The sequence below is a fragment of the Mesorhizobium sp. WSM4830 genome (assembly GCF_055811495.1).
In genome coordinates this window covers 32,663-49,238 of the sequence record NZ_JBVVQI010000020.1, presented here as the reverse complement: position 1 = coordinate 49,238, position 16,576 = coordinate 32,663, and the positions used below count along the sequence as shown (strand labels likewise).

Sequence of the window (16,576 nt, the reverse complement as noted above, 5' to 3'; positions counted from 1 at the left end):
TCAGACTGGCTTGAACCGGAAATGCCCTGTCTGCCTGAAGGCAAACAAAGTGTCCTCTTCCCTGGCGCCGCCGCCGATATTGTGAATGACCAGCCTTCTTGTCGGCACCAAAGTGGAGCGATTGGACGACACGATGGCAATATGTGACAGGTTGCCGGGCAGCATCTGGGCGACGAGATCCCCAGGTCGATAGTCGGCGGGGTCTTGGCTGACGGGCAAGGCAGCACCGCGCCGCTCGAAATAGACCGCAAGATTGGGCACACGGCGGTGGTCGATGTTGCGGTCGGGCGCTTTCAGGCCCCAAGCCTTCGGATAGGCGGCAAAATTGGCCCGCATATCCTCATGCACCAATTCTTGCAGATCGACATCGAAGGCGCGGCGATAGGCACGGATCACGACATCCGTGCACACACCCCGCTTGGGCTCAACGTCCCCGCCCGGATAGGCCAAGCGTGTATAGGTCGGATCGTAGAGCGTGGTGACGCCGATCTGCTCACGGGCAGCTTCGACCAATTTGGTGCCCCAGTCCGGCATGACGGGCTTTTCCTGCGCCATGGCGAGCGGCATCGCCAGGCACAAAAGACCAAACTGCAGTGCGGCTCGACGGGTAATCGCGGTCATGCCAAGCCTCCGGGCATTACTGAATCCAGGCATTCTTCTGGGCGAATACGCCTTTTTCGTGCAACGCCAGGATGTCGCGGTTCTGGCTCTGTCCGAATACGTCGTGGGGCGTGGTAAATATGACAGCATGGTCGTGGTCGAAGCTGCGCACAGGCGCAAGCTATCGCCGATTTGGGCTGAAGCCGGAATCAGCGGTATGCTAAACAAACGGTTAACCCCAAGCGCGGTAGCTTTCTGAACGATAGGCAGGCGGAGTTTCGGAGGGATGACGGGCGCAAGTTGGAAGCTGACGCGGGCCGCCGCGCTGCTCGGCGCCCTGCTACTGTGCGGCATTGCCGTCACTCAGGCGCAGGCCGCTCCGCGCCTCTGCCGCCAGCTTGAAGCCGATCTTGCCGCCACTTCTCGTGGTGGCGGCGGCAAACCGGCCTTGCTCAGGAAATATGACGACGCGATCGTCCGGCAGCGCCAGCAGATTTCAAAGGCCGTCAGCCGGTCCAGCAGCGCCGGCTGCGGCTTTTCGCTGTCTCGCCGCAACGCCAACACATGCGCAGCACTCGACGCCACCATCAATCGCATGGCAGCCAATCTCGACGCCCTGCAGGCCAAGCGCGCCGATCTTGCCGGCGGTGGTTCGCGACGCGATCGGGCGCGCATATTGACCTTGCTTGATGCCAATGGCTGCCGCGATGATGCGGCGGCGCGGACGCCCGCGCCGGTCCGTGAAGCCGGCCGTGAAAACGGCAACCGAAACCTGCTCGACCAGCTTTTGGGCAGCCAGCCCGAAGAGCCCGACCAGGCTGAAGAACTAAGTCAGCCGCGCAACATCCGCACCGTGCTCAACAACGCCGATGAGTTGGGCCAGCCGCGAGGCGAATTCCGCACTATGTGCGTGCGGACCTGCGACGGCTATTTCTTCCCGATGTCGAATGCTGCCTCGCTGGGCGATTTCGAGCGCGATCAGAAGAATTGCGAATCGAGCTGCCCCGGCACCGAGATGCAGGTTTTCTACACGCGCAGCATGAACGGCGATTCGGCATCCATGACGTCTTCGGTGACCGGCAGGCCTTATATCGAACTGCCGACCGCCTACTTCTACAAGCAGTCCGACATGCCGCGGCCGCCGGCCTGCGGCTGCAACGCCGCGCAGAATTTCGAAATCATCGCCGGCAACCCGCCCCCGCCCAGCCCGGAACAATCCGAAGCGAACGTGGGGGCCACTCCGTTCATTCCGCTGCCGGTTGCCAGGCCTGATGCGGGCGCCGACCCGGAGACCTTGGCCAATTCGGAGGGCGGCCAAGACCGCGAGGCGATCAGACGGCTTGCCGCCATACCTGTGCCCTCGCCGACATCGTTGCCGCCGCCTGAGCAGCGCAAGGTCAGGGTCGTCGGGCCAACGTTCCTTCCCGACCCAGCAGCGGCAACAGATCTGCAAGTTCCGGACCCGAAGGCTGTCCCGTAAGCGCCAGCCTGAGCGGCATGAACAGGGCCTTGCCCTTACGGCCGCTCGCCGCTCGGATCTTGCCGGTCCAGTCCTTCCAGACCGTGCCGTTCCAAGGCTCTTCCGGCAGCAACTCGAATGCCTGGCGAAGAAAGTCGCGGTCCTCTTCGGAAAACTCCGCCGGCTCCTCTGGACCGTCTCGAAGCGTACGCCACCAGATCGCCGCATCGGCCAGCCTGTCGAGATTGCCGCGCACCGCCAGCCAGAAAGGCTCGGCCTGCTCGCCGGAGATGCCGAGCACGATCAGCCGGTCGCGCGCCTCGGAAAACGGCATGTGGTGCAGCAGCGTGCGGTTGAGCACGAAGAGCTCGTCCGGATCGAATTTGGCGGCGGATTTCGATGTTGCCGCCGGATCGAAGCGCTCGGCAAGTTCAGCCATCGTCGGCACCGCCACGACGTTTTCCGAGGTACCGACGAGCACCGCCAGCGAAGCGACCGCCATTGGCTCGATGCCGCTCTCGCGCAGGCTCTGGATGGACAGCGCGCCGGTGCGCTTCGAAAGCCCCTCGCCCGATGCTGTTGTCAGAAGATTGTGGTGGCCGAACACCGGCGGCTCCACGCCAAGCGCCCGGAACAGGGCTATCTGGACGCCGGTATTGGTGACGTGGTCGTCGCCACGAATGACATGGCTGACGCCCATCTCGATGTCGTCGACAACCGAAGGCAATGTATAGAGGTAGGTGCCATCCTCGCGCCGCAGAACCGGATCTGAAAGCGAGGCGAGGTCGACGGTCTCCTCGCCGCGCACCAGGTCGTTCCAGTGGATTTCGGTGCGCTCCGGCTGCAGCGGATCGCTGCTGAAGTTGGGCAGCAGAAAGCGCCAGTGCGGCCGCCGACCATCGGCCTCATATTCTGCGACCTGCTCGGGTGCCAGCGTCAGCGCCTCGCGGCCATAGACTGGCGGCAGGCCACGCGTGCGGCGCACCTTGCGCCTCAGGTCGAGCTCTTCAGGCGTCTCATAGCACGCATAGACGAGGCGGGCCTCCTTCAGCCTCTCCAGTGCGGCATCGTAGATTTCGACGCGCCGCGACTGATACTCCGTGGCATCGGGGAAGATGCCCAACCAATGCAGGTCGTAAAGGATGGCGTCGGAAAATTCCTGCGTCGAACGGGCGACGTCGGTGTCGTCGAAGCGCTGGATAAAGCGGCCTTTGTTCTTGATGGCGAACAGCCAATTGAACAAAGCGGTGCGCGCATTGCCGATATGGATGCGGCCGGTCGGTGACGGGGCGAAACGGACGGTAACTGTCATGAGCGGGGCGTACCGGATGGTTTTGCTGTTGACAAGACGCGCCCCCGCGCTCGGCGGCAGACATAGAACATGACAAAGGCGAAGAAAAGACTGCAGCGCCGCACGCCTATCATGACGCGCGGCACCGCAACCGTCAGATCACCATGCCTTTGGTCAGTTCAAGCGCCTGGCGTTCGAACAGCCGGCGGTAGATGCCGCCTTGCAGCCGGATTAGCTGGTCATGCGAGCCCTCTTCCACGATGCGGCCGCGATCGAACACCAAAAGCCTGTCCAGCGCCCGCACCGTCGACAGCCGGTGGGCAATGACCAGCGTCGTGCGGCCGACCATCAAGCGCTCCATCGCCTGCTGGATCAGCACCTCCGATTCCGAATCGAGGCTCGACGTTGCCTCGTCGAGGATGAGAATGCGCGCATCGGCAAGGAAGGCGCGTGCGATTGCGACCCGCTGACGCTCACCACCCGATAGCTTTACGCCACGCTCGCCGACCAGCGTGCCATAGCCTTTCGGCAAATTGGCGATGAAGTCATGCGCGCTGGCCAACCGCGCCGCGTGCTCGATCTCGGCCTGCGTGGCGGCCGGCCGGGCATAGGCGATGTTTTCGGCCAGCGACCGGTGGAACAGGATCGGCTCCTGCTGGACGATTGCGATCTGTGCGCGCAGCGACGCCTGCGCGACATCGGCAATGTCCTGATCGTCGATCAGGATATTTCCGGCAGTCACGTCATAGAGGCGCTGGATCAGCTTGACGAACGTCGTTTTGCCGGAGCCCGAATGGCCAACCAGCCCAACACGGTCGCCCGGCGCGATATCCACCGAAAAGTTGCGATAGAGCGGCAAGCGGTGGCTGCCATAATGGAACGTGACATTGTCGAAGGTGATACGGCCATCGGTGATCCGGATCGGTTTGGCGCCGGGCCGATCCTCGATGCCGAGCGGTTCGGACTGGAAGTCGACCAGTTCCTCCATGTCGTTGATCGAGCGCTGCAGATTGCGGATATGCGTGCCGATGTCGCGCAGATAGCCTTGCAGCACGAAGAATGAGGTCAGCACGAAGGCGATGTCGCCGGCGCTCGCCTGTCCCCACGACCACAACAGCAGGGAGAATCCGATGACCGCTGCTCTCAAAAGCAGCAGCATCGTGCCTTGCGTGGTGCCATTGACGGTGCCGCGCACCCAGGTGCGCCGCGTGCGGCCGCGCCATTTGGCGACGACCTCGGCAAGCCGTGTCTCCTCGCGTTCCTCGGCGCCAAAACCCTTGACCACGGCATTGCAGCTCACCGCATCGGCCAGCGAGCCGCCAAGCCGTGTGTCCCACGCATTGGCAAGCCTTGCCGCGGGCGCGACATAGCCAAGCGACAGCATCGTCGTCACCGCGATGAACAGAACCGAACCGGTGGCGACGACAGCACCCATAAGCGGCCAGAACCAGCCGAGCAGCAGCGTCGAGCCGACGAGCATGACGACCGATGGCAGCAGCGCGATCAGGATCGTGTCGTTGAGCAGGTCGAGCGCCCACATGCCGCGCGTTATCTTGCGCACCGTCGATCCGGCGAAGCTGTTGGCGTGCCAGTCGGTGGAGAAGCGCTGGACGCGGTGGAAGGCGTCGGCGGCGATATCCGCCATCATCTTCAACGTCAGCTCGACAATGGCCATGAAGGCGAGATTGCGCAGCACGACACCGGTGAGCGCCAGGGCCACCAGCATCGAAAAGGCAGCTGTCGCCGCGTTCCACGCAACATCGTCGGCCGCAGCACTGCTGGCGACGGCATCGACCAGCCGGCCGGAATAGAGCGGCGTCAGCACGTCGGCCAAGGTCGACAGCAGGAACGTGCCCATAATGCCGGCAAGCCGCCACGGCTGACGCCGCCAATGGCTGAGCGTGAAGCCAAGAACGCTGCGGAAGGCGCCCGCGCGCAAATCTATTCGAAAACGAGCCATGATGTCATTCGGGCGCAAACGAGCCCGATCCCACGAAAGTAGAAATTGAAAAAACCGCGTTGGCGCCGTTTGGCGCCCGGAGATGCGGAGGTTCGGCGTATTTGGCGGCCCTGTAGAGGGGCGGCGACCGGCAGCGGCGAAATACCTGCCTTGGTTCAGCCTTGCCGCGAGGCTATCTCGCGGCGCACTGACCAAGACCTAGGCTTCGCGGCCTCGCATAACGATGTCAAATCCTGGCATTCGGTTCCTCCTGAAGGGGAATCGCGGAGAGGCGTTTATAGAGACGCCTCAACGCCGCGCCAAGTCAGTAGATAGCCGAAAGCGCATCTGGTCCAACCAGTGCGGCGATTTTGCAACAACAGCCGGTTGTGTGAGGCCTCTGTTCAAATTGCCGGGATACGGTCGAGGCGCATATAGCGGCCGTCCGTGGAAGGCCTGAAGCCGAGCTTCTCGTACATGGAGTGTGCGTCGTTGGTCGACAGGCTCCAATGCGTGACAGTCTTGCAATCCGGATGACCGATAAGCGCCTGGACAAGCCGGGTTCCGATGCCTTGCCCGCGATTCCCAGGCCAGACAATGATGTCGGCGAGATAGGCAAATACCGTACGGTCGGTGATTGCCCGGCCGAAGCCGACCTGATTGCCGGTGACATAGGCGCCGACGCAAAGCGAGTTGGAAAAGGCGCGGCGATGCAATTCGTCGCTGCGGCCACTGCCCCAATAGCTCGCCTTCAACATGTCGGATGTCGCCCGGAAGTCGATCCGCGATAGGTCGAAGCTGATTTCAAAGTTGGCCATGGCTAAACCGTTACGCAGGCCAATCGCTTACCCGCCATCCCTGAACCGGTTGGTGATGGGATAGCGGCGGTCGCGGCCAAAGTTCTTCCTGGTGATCTTCACGCCGGGTGCCGCCTGCCGGCGCTTGTATTCGGCGACGTAAAGCAGGTGCTCGACGCGGGCCACCGTCGCCCGGTCATGGCCGCGGGCAATGATCTCATCGACGCCCATCTCGTTCTCGACCAGACACTCCAATATGTCATCGAGCACTGGATAGGGCGGCAGCGAATCCTGGTCGGTCTGGTTCTCACGGAGCTCTGCCGAGGGCGCCTTGTCGATGATATTGTTCGGGATTACCTCGCCGGACGGACCGAGTGCGCCCGGCGGCACATGCGCGTTGCGCCAGCGCGACAACGCATAGACCTGCATCTTGTAAAGATCCTTGATCGGATTGAAGCCGCCATTCATGTCGCCGTAGAGCGTAGCGTAGCCGACCGACATCTCGCTCTTGTTGCCGGTGGTGACGACCATCGAGCCGAACTTATTGGAAATTGCCATCAGGACAGTGCCGCGTGCACGGCTCTGCAGGTTCTCCTCGGTAATGCCTTCCTTGGTGCCTTCGAAAAGCTGCGTCAGCGCGTGCAGGAAACCTTCGACCGGCTCGAAAATCGGCACGATATCGTAGCGGCAGCCGAGCGCGCGGGCGCAGTCCTCGGCATCCTTCAGCGAGTCCTTAGAAGTGTAGCGGTAAGGCATCATCACGGCGCGCAGCCGTTCCTCGCCGAGCGCATCGACGGCAAGTGCCGCGCAGATCGCCGAATCGATGCCGCCGGAAAGGCCAAGCACAACATTCTTGAAGCCGTTCTTGTTGACGTAGTCGCGCAGGCCCAACATGCAGGCGCGATAGTCGGCCTCTTCCTTTTCAGGGATTTTCGACATCGGTCCGTCAGAGCAGACCCAGATGTCATTCTTTCGCTTCCAGGTGGTGACGTTGACCGTCTCCTCGAACTGGCTCATCTGGAAGGCCAGCGTCTTGTCAGCGCCTATGGCAAACGATGCGCCATCGAAGACCAACTCGTCCTGGCCGCCAAGCTGGTTGGCATAGATAATCGGCAGTCCGCATTCGATGACCTGACGGATGACGATCTGGTGGCGGACATCGACCTTGCCGCGATAATAGGGCGAGCCGTTCGGGACCAGCAGGATTTCCGCGCCGCTTTCGGCCAGCGTCTCGCAGACGGCAACCTCGCCCCAGATATCTTCGCAGATCGGCACTCCCACGCGCACGCCGCGGAAATTGACCGGCCCCTGGATCTCGGGGCCGGCCTGGAAGACGCGCTTCTCGTCGAACTCACCGTAATTCGGCAGATCGAGCTTGTAGCGTTCGGCAAGGATCTTGCCGCCATCGGCAAAGATGATCGAATTGTGGGTGCCGGTCTTGCGCTTCAACGGCGTGCCGATAATGAAACCCGGGCCGCCGTCGGCGGTATCGCCGGCGAAATCCTCCGCCGCCCGCTCGCAGGCCTTCAGGAAGGCGGGCTTCAGCACCAGATCCTCAGGCGGATAGCCGGAAAGGAAAAGCTCGGTAAACAGCACGAGGTCGGCGCCTTGGCGGGCGGCATCCGCCCTCGCCTCGCGTGCCTTGGCAAGATTGCCGGCGACGTCGCCGACCGTCGGATTGAGCTGGGCGACGGCGATGCGCAATATGTCTGGAGCGGTCTTGTCTGTCATGCCCGTGGGTTTAGCGCGGCAAAATTCGTCGGGCAATGGCGTTCGTTTGGACCAAACAGTCGATCCTATTCGCCCATATATTCGCGCAAGGCTTCCGGCGGATGGTTCTCGCCGATCGACATTGCCAGAATGCGCGAAATGTGTCGGCGCGGCAGCCCGGTTTCCGCCGCCCAGGCGTTGATCTGCGCCTGGATCCTGCCCAGATCCTTCTTCGACGTTGGGCTCTGCGCAATGTCGAGCCCGGCGTCGCGCAGCGCTGCCGCCATGTCGGCCGAGACGATGAAGGCGTCCCACTCCAGCCAGCGCAGAAAATACTGGCCAGTATTGCCGCCGAGCCGGCTGCCGTGCGTGCCGAGATAGGCCATCAATCCGACCTGGTCATCCGCCGGCCAATTGGCGAGGAACTTGCCGAAGCTGCCATGCTCCTTCGACACGCGCTCGACGAAGGCTGCGTTGTCGCGTACGGACTTGATCTTCTGCGGATTGCGCACGATGCGCTTGTCAGCCGTGAGATCGTGCCAGAAATCGTCAGGCTGGAACAGCAGCCGCTTCGGTTCGAAGCCAAGAAATGCTTCCTCGAAACCCGGCCATTTCTGCTCGATGACGCGCCAGACAAAGCCGGCGGCAAAGACCCGCTCGGCCATGGTCGACAGGATGCGGTCGTCGGTAATGCTTGCCACCGCGGCATTGTCAGGCATAGGACCCAGCAGCGACGTCAGCGCTGCCTCACCGCCTTTGCGTTTCGCTGCACGGGCGCGAATTTTCCGAAAATCCACCATTGTTTCCTGCCCCATCGCGTCAATCTACCACTTCCCGTTTGAACCGGCAGCTTCTACCTCTATCGCTGACGACGGAGGTGACGATGAACAAAACGATCGAGGATCTGGCAAGCCGCTGGCTGAAGCGAAAGCCGGACGGCCTCAGCGCGCTCGAAAGCCGGGTGCTGCAATCTACGCTCGAGCGCACCACGATCTCCAAGGACACCAACAAGGCCGTCGCCTTTCACCAGACGTTTGGAGATCGCCTGGCCGACACCATCGCCCGGATCGGCGGCTCGTGGTCCTTCATCCTGGCATTCATTGGCTTCCTGATCCTGTGGACGGCAGGCAATGTCTGGCTCTTGTCGCGCGCTGCCTTCGATCCCTATCCCTTCATCTTCCTCAATCTCGTGCTTTCCATGGTCGCCGCCCTGCAAGCGCCAGTGATCATGATGGCGCAGAACCGCCAGACGGAGCGCGATCGAATCGACGCCGCCCACGACTATGAGGTTAATCTCAAGGCCGAGATCGAGATTATGGCGTTACACGAGAAGCTCGATGAACTGCGCCACAGCCAGATCATCGGCATGAGAGACGAGATCGCCCGGCTGACCGAGCAGGTGAAGCGCATCGACGACATTCTGTCGAAGCAGCGAACGTCTTCATGACGGAAGTCATCCATCGTCTCATTGAGCAATATGGATTGGTCGCGGTTTTTCTGGGCTGCGTCGCCGAGGGCGAAAGCGCCGCAATTCTTGGCGGTTTTTTCGCACATCAGCATGTCTTCGTCCCGTGGCAGGCGTTTCTCGCCGCCGCGCTCGGCGCCTTCGGTGGCGACACGTTCTTCTTCATCTTGGGACGGAGCTTCGCCGATCATAAATTCGTGATCAGGCTCCGAGCCCGGCCGGGCTTCAGCCACGCCTACCGCCTTGTCACCTCTCATCCCAACATTTTCGTGCTGTCGAACCGCTACATCTATGGCCTGCGACTGGTCGGCGGAATCGCTGCCGGGCTGTCGGGCATCGCCGCGGCGCGCTTCATCATCCTCAACGCCATCTCGTCGGTAGTCTGGGCGGCACTGTTCTGCACTGTCGGTTATGTCTTCGGGCTGGGCGCGGAGCACATCGTCGGCCAGGCGCTGGCCCGCCACGAGCGGTTGCTGATCGCTCTGGCAATCGGCCTCGTTGTGGCCATCCTCGGCTGGCTCGCCGCCCATATCGTCGCCAAGAAGGAACTCCACAAGGGAAGCTGATCGTCAATCAATGCCGAGCGCGCGATCACCCTTCTCGAGGATCAGCGGAATGATCAGGTCTTCCTCGTCGGCAAGATGCCGGGTTAACATGGCGATCAGCCGGCTGTTCTCGTCAGCATAGGCATCGGCGGCGAAACGCTGTTTGTCTTCGCTCTCCTGAAGCGTGCGGATGAAGGCATTTGCCGCCTGGGCATTGCGCTCCAATCCCTCATGGATTGTATGGTGATCGGCATCGAGAATCTCGAAACCGCGCTTCAGACGGGTCTCGGCCCTGGCGAAGACCGGGAAATAATGATGGTCCTCGACATTGTGGTGGCCGTCGAGATTGCCGAGGAAATGGTTGAGGCGCGGCGCGAACCAGCGCGCGAATTCCGGCGCGTTCAGCCTACCTTCTCGATAATCGCCGATACCATTGGTGAGCATGCCGCCAAGCTCGCGGAACATGTCGTGCCGCTGCAGCCACATATTGGCCATGCCGTGGATGTTGGCATGCGCCTGCCAGACCTCGCGCGGATATTTTTCCACCAGCCAGCGCAGATCGTCCGGCAGGCCCTCACGTTCGAGCAGCAGAAATCCGGCGGTATCGGCCATATCGGTTTCCTCAGACCATGAGCCCGAGAAGTGGTACCGGTTTTCGGAAAAGGTCCTGGTCAAAACGAGAAATGCAGTGACGGAATGTAGTGCCTGATAGGTCAGATCGGTACCCCGAGGATCCGCTCGATGACGGCGACGCCCCAGACGCCGGCAGCGATCACCACCGAAATCAGCACTGCCAGCGAACCGCAATCCTTGGCCAGTTGGATATCGATGTTGAATTCACGGCTGAACGCGTCGCATGCCGCCTCGATGCCGGTGTTCAGCACCTCGATCATGATCATAAGCAGCACGGCGCCGATCAGCAGCGCATAGCCGCGCCACGATTCCGAAAGGAACCAGCCGAGCGGCACGGCAAGCACAAGCAGCGTCAGCTCCAGCTGGAAGGCCTCCTCGCTGGAGGCCAGTTTGCGAAACGCCCGCACCGAATTGTAAAAAGCGTCGATCAGCCGCTGCATGCCAAAACCCTTCGGAATCACCGGCAGGGGATTAGCGCAATGGCTGGACCAAGGGAATAAGGCGACCTCTTCAAAAATCAGTCGCCTGCCACCTTGATCGACGGCGTCGACTTCTCGAACTGCGGCAGCCCGTCATCGAGGGCGTAATAGTCGCCCTTGTCGCCGACGAAGATATGGCATTCTCCTTGGAGCCCGGTTGGCGCGTCGAACAGGCCTGCCATGACCGAAACATAGCCATCGTCGCTCGGCTTCCAGAACAGCAGAGAGCCGCATCGCTTGCAGAAGCCGCGCCTGGCGAACGAAGAAGCCTCGTACCAGGTGATGCCCTCCGCGCCGGTGATTATGATGTCGCGGTCGGCAACATTGGTCGCCGCATAGAAATGCCCGCTCTGCTTCCGGCACTGCGAGCAATGGCAGTAGATGACACCGCGCAGCGGTCCTCGTGTCTGGAACCGCACTGCCCCGCACAAGCATGATCCCGTGTGACTGTCAGCCATGTCGGCCTCCCGATACAATTGCCATCGCTTGGCAGGATTCCAGTTTTGTGCGCGTTAGGCACGATTAAATGCGACACCGGCGGGATTGAATACAAAAAGCGCCGGTTTTCGCCCGGCGCTTCTTCAATGACATCAAAGTTCAGATCGTATCAGCCGTTGACGGCCTGCTTGTGCTGGACCGGATGGCTCTTCTTGAGCAGATCGGACACCAGGAACGCCAACTCGATCGCCTGGTCGGCGTTGAGGCGCGGATCGCAATGGGTGTGGTAGCGATCCTGCAGTTCTTCGGCGGTGATGGCGCGGGCACCACCGGTGCATTCGGTGACGTTTTTGCCCGTCATCTCGACATGGATGCCGCCGGGATGCGTGCCTTCGGCGCGATGCACCTCGAAGAAGGTCTGCACCTCCTTCAGGATGCGGTCGAATGGCCGTGTCTTGTAGCCGGCGGCCTCGATGGTGTTGCCATGCATCGGATCCGACGACCACACCACGCTGCGGCCTTCCTTCTGCACCGCACGCACCAGCTTCGGCAGGTGGTCAGCGACCTTGTCCGAGCCGAAGCGGGCTATAAGCGTCAGCCGGCCGGGCTCGTTCTCCGGATTGAGCAGGTCGATGAGCTGCAACAGGCCGTCCGGCGTCAGCGACGGCCCGCATTTCAGACCGAGCGGGTTCTTGATGCCGCGGCAATATTCAACATGCGCATGGTCGGGTTGGCGCGTGCGATCGCCGATCCAGATCATGTGGCCGGAGGTGGCGTACCAGTCGCCCGAAGTCGAATCGACGCGGGTCAGCGCCTCTTCGTAGCCGAGCAGAAGCGCCTCATGGCTGGTATAGAAATCGGTCTCGCGCAGCGCGTAATTGGTCTCCGAGGTAATGCCGACGGCCTTCATGAAGTCCATCGTCTCGGTGATGCGGTTGGCGAGCGACTCGTATTTCTCGCCCTGCGGGCTGTCGGAGACGAAGCCAAGCATCCATTGATGTACGTTCTCCAGGCTGGCGTAGCCACCCTGGGCGAAGGCACGCAAAAGGTTGAGCGTCGCCGCCGACTGGCGGTACGCCATCTCCTGCCTTGCAGGATCGGGAATGCGTGATTTGGCATCGAACTCGATGCCATTGATGATGTCGCCGCGATAGCTGGGCAACGTCACACCGCCCTTGGTCTCATTGTCGGACGAGCGCGGCTTGGCGAACTGGCCGGCGACACGGCCGACCTTCACCACCGGCTGAGCGCCGGCGAAGGTCAGCACCACCGACATCTGCAGGAAGACGCGGAAGAAGTCGCGGATATTGTCGGCGCCATGCTCGGCGAAGCTCTCGGCGCAATCGCCGCCCTGAAGAAGGAATGCGTCACCGGCAGCGACGGCTGCAAGCTGCTTCTTCAGCTTGCGTGCCTCACCTGCAAAAACCAACGGCGGAAAGGTAGCGAGCTGGGTTTCCGTGTTCCTCAGCGCGACAAGGTCCGGATAGGCAGGAACCTGCTGGATCGGCTTAGCTCTCCACGAATTCGGCGACCATTTCGTCATCGAAGCACCCAACGCTCTTTCAGGCGGACGCCATCGCCCGCCAATCCGCCCCATGTGGGGTCGCGGCTCCATACACGAAGCCGATTTCCTATTCTAGACCGGAATCTCAGCGCTGGCGAATGACGGCCGGCGGCGAAAGTGCCAGCGCGGTTGTTGTCCAGAGCACCAGCGACACCCGGCTACGCCGCCTTCTCCACCAGCCGCGCCAGCTGCGTCATGACAACCGCTGAGCCTGCCAGCCGCTTTTCGGGCGTCGCCCAGTCACGGCTGAAGACGACGCTCTGGTCGGGTCGGATCTTGGCCAGCGAGCCCTGTTCGCCGATGAGCTTGACCAGCCCGACCGGATTGGGGAATTCCCGCTTGCGGAAATGGATGACGACGCCTTTCGGCCCGGCATCGAGCTTCTCAACGTTGGCCTTACGGCAAAGCGCCTTGATGAAGACGATCTTCAACAGATGCTTTACCTCTTCCGGAAGCGGCCCAAACCGGTCGATCAGCTCGGCGCCAAAAGCATCAATCTCTTCCGTATTTTCGAGATCGCCAAGGCGGCGATAGAGCGCCAACCTGAGCTGCAGGTCCGGGACATAGCTTTCCGGGATCATCACCGCCGTGCCGACGGCGATCTGCGGCGACCAGCCGCCGTCCTGCACCTCGCCGGAATCCTTCACCTCGGCCACTGCCTCCTCCAGCATCTGCTGGTAAAGTTCGAAGCCGACCTCCTTGATGTGGCCCGACTGCTCTTCGCCAAGCAGATTGCCGGCGCCGCGGATATCGAGGTCGTGGCTGGCCAGCTGGAAACCGGCGCCGAGCGTATCGAGCGATTGCAGCACTTTCAGTCGACGCTCGGCCGTATCGGTGAGCTTGCGGTTGGCCGGCAGCGTGAACAGCGCATAGGCGCGCACCTTCGAACGGCCGACGCGCCCGCGCAGCTGGTAAAGCTGCGACAGTCCGAACATATCGGCGCGGTGCACGATCAGCGTATTGGCGGTCGGTATATCGAGGCCGGATTCGACGATTGTGGTCGACAAAAGCACATCGTACTGGCCGTCATAGAAGGCGTTCATGATGTCGTCGAGTTCGCCGGGCGGCATCTGGCCATGGGCCACCGCCACCTTCAGCTCAGGCACGGATTCGCGCAGGAAATCATGGATTTCCGCGAGATCGCTGATGCGCGGTACGACATAGAAGGAATGGCCGCCACGGTAGCGCTCGCGCAGCAGCGTCTCGCGGATGACCAGCGGATCGAAGGGGGAGATGAAGGTACGCACCGCCATGCGATCGACCGGCGGCGTGGCGATCAGCGACAGCTCACGCACCCCGGTCAAGGCAAGCTGCAGCGTTCGCGGGATCGGCGTCGCCGACAGCGTCAGAACGTGGACGTCGGTCTTGAGATCCTTCAGCCGCTCCTTGTGCTTGACGCCGAAATGCTGCTCCTCGTCGATGATCAGCAGGCCGAGATTCTTGAACGAGATCGCGGAGCCGAGCAGTGCGTGCGTGCCGATGACGATGTCGACTTGGCCTTCGGCGACGCCCTTCTTGGTCTCGGCCAGTTCCTTGGCGCCGACCAGCCGCGAGGCCTGGGCGACGCGGATCGGCAGGCCGGAGAAGCGCTGCGAGAAGGTCTTGAAATGCTGGCGCGACAACAATGTCGTCGGCACCACCACCGCGACTTGAAAGCCTTCCATCGCCGCGATGAAGGCGGCACGAAGCGCGACTTCGGTCTTGCCGAAGCCGACATCGCCGCAGATCAGCCGGTCCATCGGCTTTCCGGCGCCCAGATCATCCATGACCGAATCAATCGCCGTTTGCTGGTCATCGGTTTCCTCATAGGGGAAACGCGCTGCAAACTCGCCATAGAGGCCGTCCGCCGGCACCAGCGCCGGTGCAGCCCGCATTTGCCGCTCAGCGGCGATGCGAATCAGCTGCCCGGCCATGTCGAGCAGGCGTTTCTTCAGCCGTGCCTTGCGCGATTGCCAGGCGCCGCCGCCAAGCTTGTCGAGCGTCGCCTCGGCTGAATCCGAGCCATAGCGCGACAGCAGCTCGATGTTTTCCACCGGCAAGAACAGCCGATCGTCGCCGGCATAGTGGATTTCGAGGCAATCGTGCGGCGCACCGACCGCCTCGATGGTGCGCAGCCCGATGAAGCGGCCAATGCCATGGTGGGCATGGACGACGATATCGCCTGAGGACAATGCCGAAGCCTCGGCGATGAAGTCGGACGCACGCTTCTTGCGCTTCGAGCGCCGGATCAGCCGGTCGCCGAGAATGTCCTGCTCGGCGACGACGACCAGTTTCTCCGTCTCGAAGCCGGATTCGAGCGGCAGCACGGCCAGTCCCGCCTGCCCTGGCTCAAGCTTTCCGGCTTCGGCAAGCGTCGCCACCGGTTTCAGGTTGCCAAGGTGATGCTCGGCCAGGATCTGGCCGAGCCGGTCGAGCGAACCTTCAGTCCAGCCGGCGACGATGACACGGCGGCCTGCAGCGCGCTCGTCGGAAATGTGTTTTACGACGACGTCGAAGACGTTGGCGTTAGGGTCGGCGCGTTCCTCGACGAAGCTGCGACCATGGCGCGAGCCGGCATGGAACACCTTTTTCGCACCGGCATCGGGCGCGTCGAAGGAGGTGAAGTCTATCGCTTCGCGCGGGCCAAGCGAGGCAATCAGGTTCTCGGGCGACAGATAAAGCAAATCCGGCGGCACCGGCTTGTAGGGCACGGCATCCTTCAAGGCGCCGTCGGCCTGCTTTTTGCGCGCCTCGTAATGATCGAGGATCAGCGCATGGCGCTCGGCCAGTGCCTCATGTGCCAGATGGTCGAACACCACGGGCGCATCAGGCAGATAGTCGAACACGGTTTCCAGCCGCTCATAGAAGAACGGCAGCCAGTGCTCCATGCCGGCAAACCGCCTGCCCTCGCTGACTGCCCCATAGAGCCCATCGTCGCGCGAGGGCGCGCCAAAGGCTTCGATGTAGGCGCGGCGGAAGCGGCTGATGGTTTCCGGCGTCAGCGCCACCTCGCTCATTGCCTGTAGCGCCATCGACTTGCGCTGGCCGGTCGTGCGCTGTGTTGCGGTATCGAAGACACGGATCGATTCCAGCGTATCGCCGAAGAAATCGAGGCGCAGCGCCTCCGCCCAGCCGGGCGCGAACAGATCGAGAATACCACCGCGCACCGCAAATTCGCCGATGCCGCGCACCGTCGGCACTCGCTCGAAGCCGGAAGTCTCAAGCCGTGACACCAGCGCGTTCATGTCGATCTGGTTGCCGGGCTTGGCGTGAAAGGTCTGCGCCTCGACGAGTTCCGCCGGCGGAATGCGTTGAAGCAAGGCATTCGCGGTGGTGAGAATGACGGCGCGGTGAGGCTTCTTCGCCAGCGCGATCATCGCTGCCAGCGAGTCGAGCCGCTTTGCGGCGGCGTCGGCGCCGGGCGAGACGCGGTCGTAAGGCAGGCAGTCCCAGGCCGGCAATTCCAGCACAGGCAGGCCCGGCGCGGCAAAGGCAAGCGCCTCGACGATCGCCGGCAAACGCTGGCCGTCGCGGGCCACGAACAGCACCGGCTTGTCAGGGGCGATCTCATGCGCAGCCTGCACCAGCGCAAAGGCTTCGTAGCCGTCGGCGACGCCATCGACGATGAACTGGCCGGCGCGGCCTTTCGGCAGACCGATCGTAGGGATAAGGCTCAT

15 protein-coding genes are annotated in these 16,576 nt (G+C 62.3%); 4 read left to right on the top strand and 11 right to left on the bottom strand.

Annotated features, from left to right (window positions below; genetic code table 11):
* Window positions 1-621: a DUF1287 domain-containing protein gene (locus AC0L2Y_RS23200; protein WP_473559718.1), complete on the bottom strand. Its 621-nt coding sequence runs from the start codon at window positions 619-621 to the stop codon at window positions 1-3.
* Here AC0L2Y_RS23200 and AC0L2Y_RS23195 point away from each other — a divergent pair.
* Together AC0L2Y_RS23195 and AC0L2Y_RS23190 are read left to right on the top strand one after the other, a co-directional pair.
* Window positions 620-859: a hypothetical protein gene (locus AC0L2Y_RS23195; protein WP_352491621.1), complete on the top strand. Its 240-nt coding sequence runs from the start codon at window positions 620-622 to the stop codon at window positions 857-859. The genes AC0L2Y_RS23200 and AC0L2Y_RS23195 overlap by 2 nt on opposite strands.
* Window positions 860-886: 27 nt before the next feature.
* Window positions 887-2,080 carry a DUF2865 domain-containing protein gene (locus AC0L2Y_RS23190; protein WP_473559716.1) on the top strand — a complete coding sequence of 398 codons (1,194 nt, stop codon included), beginning with the start codon at window positions 887-889 and terminating at the stop codon, window positions 2,078-2,080.
* On the opposite strand, the gene gltX is transcribed toward AC0L2Y_RS23190, so the two are convergent.
* The 5 genes from gltX to AC0L2Y_RS23165 form a co-directional block, all read right to left on the bottom strand.
* Window positions 1,998-3,371 carry a glutamate--tRNA ligase gene (gltX, locus tag AC0L2Y_RS23185; RefSeq protein ID WP_473559714.1) on the bottom strand — a complete coding sequence of 458 codons (1,374 nt, stop codon included), beginning with the start codon at window positions 3,369-3,371 and terminating at the stop codon, window positions 1,998-2,000. The two genes, AC0L2Y_RS23190 and gltX, sit on opposite strands and share 83 nt — an antisense overlap.
* Before the next feature lie 133 nt (window positions 3,372-3,504).
* Window positions 3,505-5,310 carry an ABC transporter ATP-binding protein gene (locus AC0L2Y_RS23180; RefSeq protein ID WP_473559712.1) on the bottom strand — a complete coding sequence of 602 codons (1,806 nt, stop codon included), beginning with the start codon at window positions 5,308-5,310 and terminating at the stop codon, window positions 3,505-3,507.
* A gap of 383 nt (window positions 5,311-5,693) precedes the next feature.
* Window positions 5,694-6,107, bottom strand: a complete 414-nt coding sequence (locus AC0L2Y_RS23175) for a GNAT family N-acetyltransferase (protein ID WP_473559711.1) — start codon at window positions 6,105-6,107, stop codon at window positions 5,694-5,696.
* A 27-nt stretch (window positions 6,108-6,134) separates the two neighbouring features.
* Window positions 6,135-7,817 (bottom strand): NAD+ synthase, encoded by a 1,683-nt coding sequence (locus tag AC0L2Y_RS23170; RefSeq protein ID WP_473559709.1) that lies wholly within the window; start codon window positions 7,815-7,817, stop codon window positions 6,135-6,137.
* A 65-nt stretch (window positions 7,818-7,882) separates the two neighbouring features.
* Window positions 7,883-8,596, bottom strand: a complete 714-nt coding sequence (locus AC0L2Y_RS23165) for a DNA-3-methyladenine glycosylase I (RefSeq protein WP_473559707.1) — start codon at window positions 8,594-8,596, stop codon at window positions 7,883-7,885.
* 83 nt (window positions 8,597-8,679) lie between these two features.
* Between AC0L2Y_RS23165 and AC0L2Y_RS23160 the strand changes: the two genes are divergently transcribed.
* Window positions 8,680-9,243, top strand: coding sequence for a DUF1003 domain-containing protein (locus tag AC0L2Y_RS23160; protein ID WP_473559705.1), 564 nt, complete (start codon window positions 8,680-8,682; stop codon window positions 9,241-9,243).
* Entirely contained in the window at window positions 9,240-9,827 is a 588-nt protein-coding gene (locus AC0L2Y_RS23155) for a DedA family protein (RefSeq protein ID WP_376704302.1), read from the top strand. The genes AC0L2Y_RS23160 and AC0L2Y_RS23155 overlap by 4 nt, the downstream gene beginning before the upstream one ends.
* A 3-nt stretch (window positions 9,828-9,830) precedes the next feature.
* On the opposite strand, the gene AC0L2Y_RS23150 is transcribed toward AC0L2Y_RS23155, so the two are convergent.
* The 5 genes from AC0L2Y_RS23150 to mfd form a co-directional block, all read right to left on the bottom strand.
* The gene (locus tag AC0L2Y_RS23150; RefSeq protein ID WP_473559703.1) at window positions 9,831-10,418 is read right to left on the bottom strand and encodes a hemerythrin domain-containing protein; all 588 of its coding nucleotides are present in this window, start codon (window positions 10,416-10,418) and stop codon (window positions 9,831-9,833) included.
* Between the two features lie 101 nt (window positions 10,419-10,519).
* On the bottom strand, window positions 10,520-10,879 hold the full coding sequence (locus AC0L2Y_RS23145; RefSeq protein ID WP_473559701.1) for a diacylglycerol kinase: 360 nt from the start codon (window positions 10,877-10,879) through the stop codon (window positions 10,520-10,522).
* Between the two features lie 77 nt (window positions 10,880-10,956).
* The gene (locus AC0L2Y_RS23140; RefSeq protein WP_473559699.1) at window positions 10,957-11,376 is read right to left on the bottom strand and encodes a GFA family protein; all 420 of its coding nucleotides are present in this window, start codon (window positions 11,374-11,376) and stop codon (window positions 10,957-10,959) included.
* Window positions 11,377-11,525: 149 nt separating this feature from the next.
* Window positions 11,526-12,899 carry a class II 3-deoxy-7-phosphoheptulonate synthase gene (locus AC0L2Y_RS23135; protein ID WP_473559698.1) on the bottom strand — a complete coding sequence of 458 codons (1,374 nt, stop codon included), beginning with the start codon at window positions 12,897-12,899 and terminating at the stop codon, window positions 11,526-11,528.
* Window positions 12,900-13,078: 179 nt separating this feature from the next.
* Complete coding sequence (gene mfd, locus AC0L2Y_RS23130; protein ID WP_473559696.1) at window positions 13,079-16,576, bottom strand: transcription-repair coupling factor; 3,498 nt, start codon at window positions 16,574-16,576, stop codon at window positions 13,079-13,081.

Bases quoted from the DNA above. Each gene is read 5' to 3' on its own strand.
- AC0L2Y_RS23195 (WP_352491621.1), top strand. From the start codon at position 620: ATGCCAAGCCTCCGGGCATTACTGAATCCAGGCATTCTTCTGGGCGAA.
- AC0L2Y_RS23200 (WP_473559718.1), bottom strand. From the start codon at position 621: ATGACCGCGATTACCCGTCGAGCCGCACTGCAGTTTGGTCTTTTGTGC.
- AC0L2Y_RS23190 (WP_473559716.1), top strand. From the start codon at position 887: ATGACGGGCGCAAGTTGGAAGCTGACGCGGGCCGCCGCGCTGCTCGGC.
- gltX (WP_473559714.1), bottom strand. From the start codon at position 3,371: ATGACAGTTACCGTCCGTTTCGCCCCGTCACCGACCGGCCGCATCCAT.
- AC0L2Y_RS23180 (WP_473559712.1), bottom strand. From the start codon at position 5,310: ATGGCTCGTTTTCGAATAGATTTGCGCGCGGGCGCCTTCCGCAGCGTT.
- AC0L2Y_RS23175 (WP_473559711.1), bottom strand. From the start codon at position 6,107: ATGGCCAACTTTGAAATCAGCTTCGACCTATCGCGGATCGACTTCCGG.
- AC0L2Y_RS23170 (WP_473559709.1), bottom strand. From the start codon at position 7,817: ATGACAGACAAGACCGCTCCAGACATATTGCGCATCGCCGTCGCCCAG.
- AC0L2Y_RS23165 (WP_473559707.1), bottom strand. From the start codon at position 8,596: ATGGTGGATTTTCGGAAAATTCGCGCCCGTGCAGCGAAACGCAAAGGC.
- AC0L2Y_RS23160 (WP_473559705.1), top strand. From the start codon at position 8,680: ATGAACAAAACGATCGAGGATCTGGCAAGCCGCTGGCTGAAGCGAAAG.
- AC0L2Y_RS23155 (WP_376704302.1), top strand. From the start codon at position 9,240: ATGACGGAAGTCATCCATCGTCTCATTGAGCAATATGGATTGGTCGCG.
- AC0L2Y_RS23150 (WP_473559703.1), bottom strand. From the start codon at position 10,418: ATGGCCGATACCGCCGGATTTCTGCTGCTCGAACGTGAGGGCCTGCCG.
- AC0L2Y_RS23145 (WP_473559701.1), bottom strand. From the start codon at position 10,879: ATGCAGCGGCTGATCGACGCTTTTTACAATTCGGTGCGGGCGTTTCGC.
- AC0L2Y_RS23140 (WP_473559699.1), bottom strand. From the start codon at position 11,376: ATGGCTGACAGTCACACGGGATCATGCTTGTGCGGGGCAGTGCGGTTC.
- AC0L2Y_RS23135 (WP_473559698.1), bottom strand. From the start codon at position 12,899: ATGACGAAATGGTCGCCGAATTCGTGGAGAGCTAAGCCGATCCAGCAG.
- mfd (WP_473559696.1), bottom strand. From the start codon at position 16,576: ATGAGCCTTATCCCTACGATCGGTCTGCCGAAAGGCCGCGCCGGCCAG.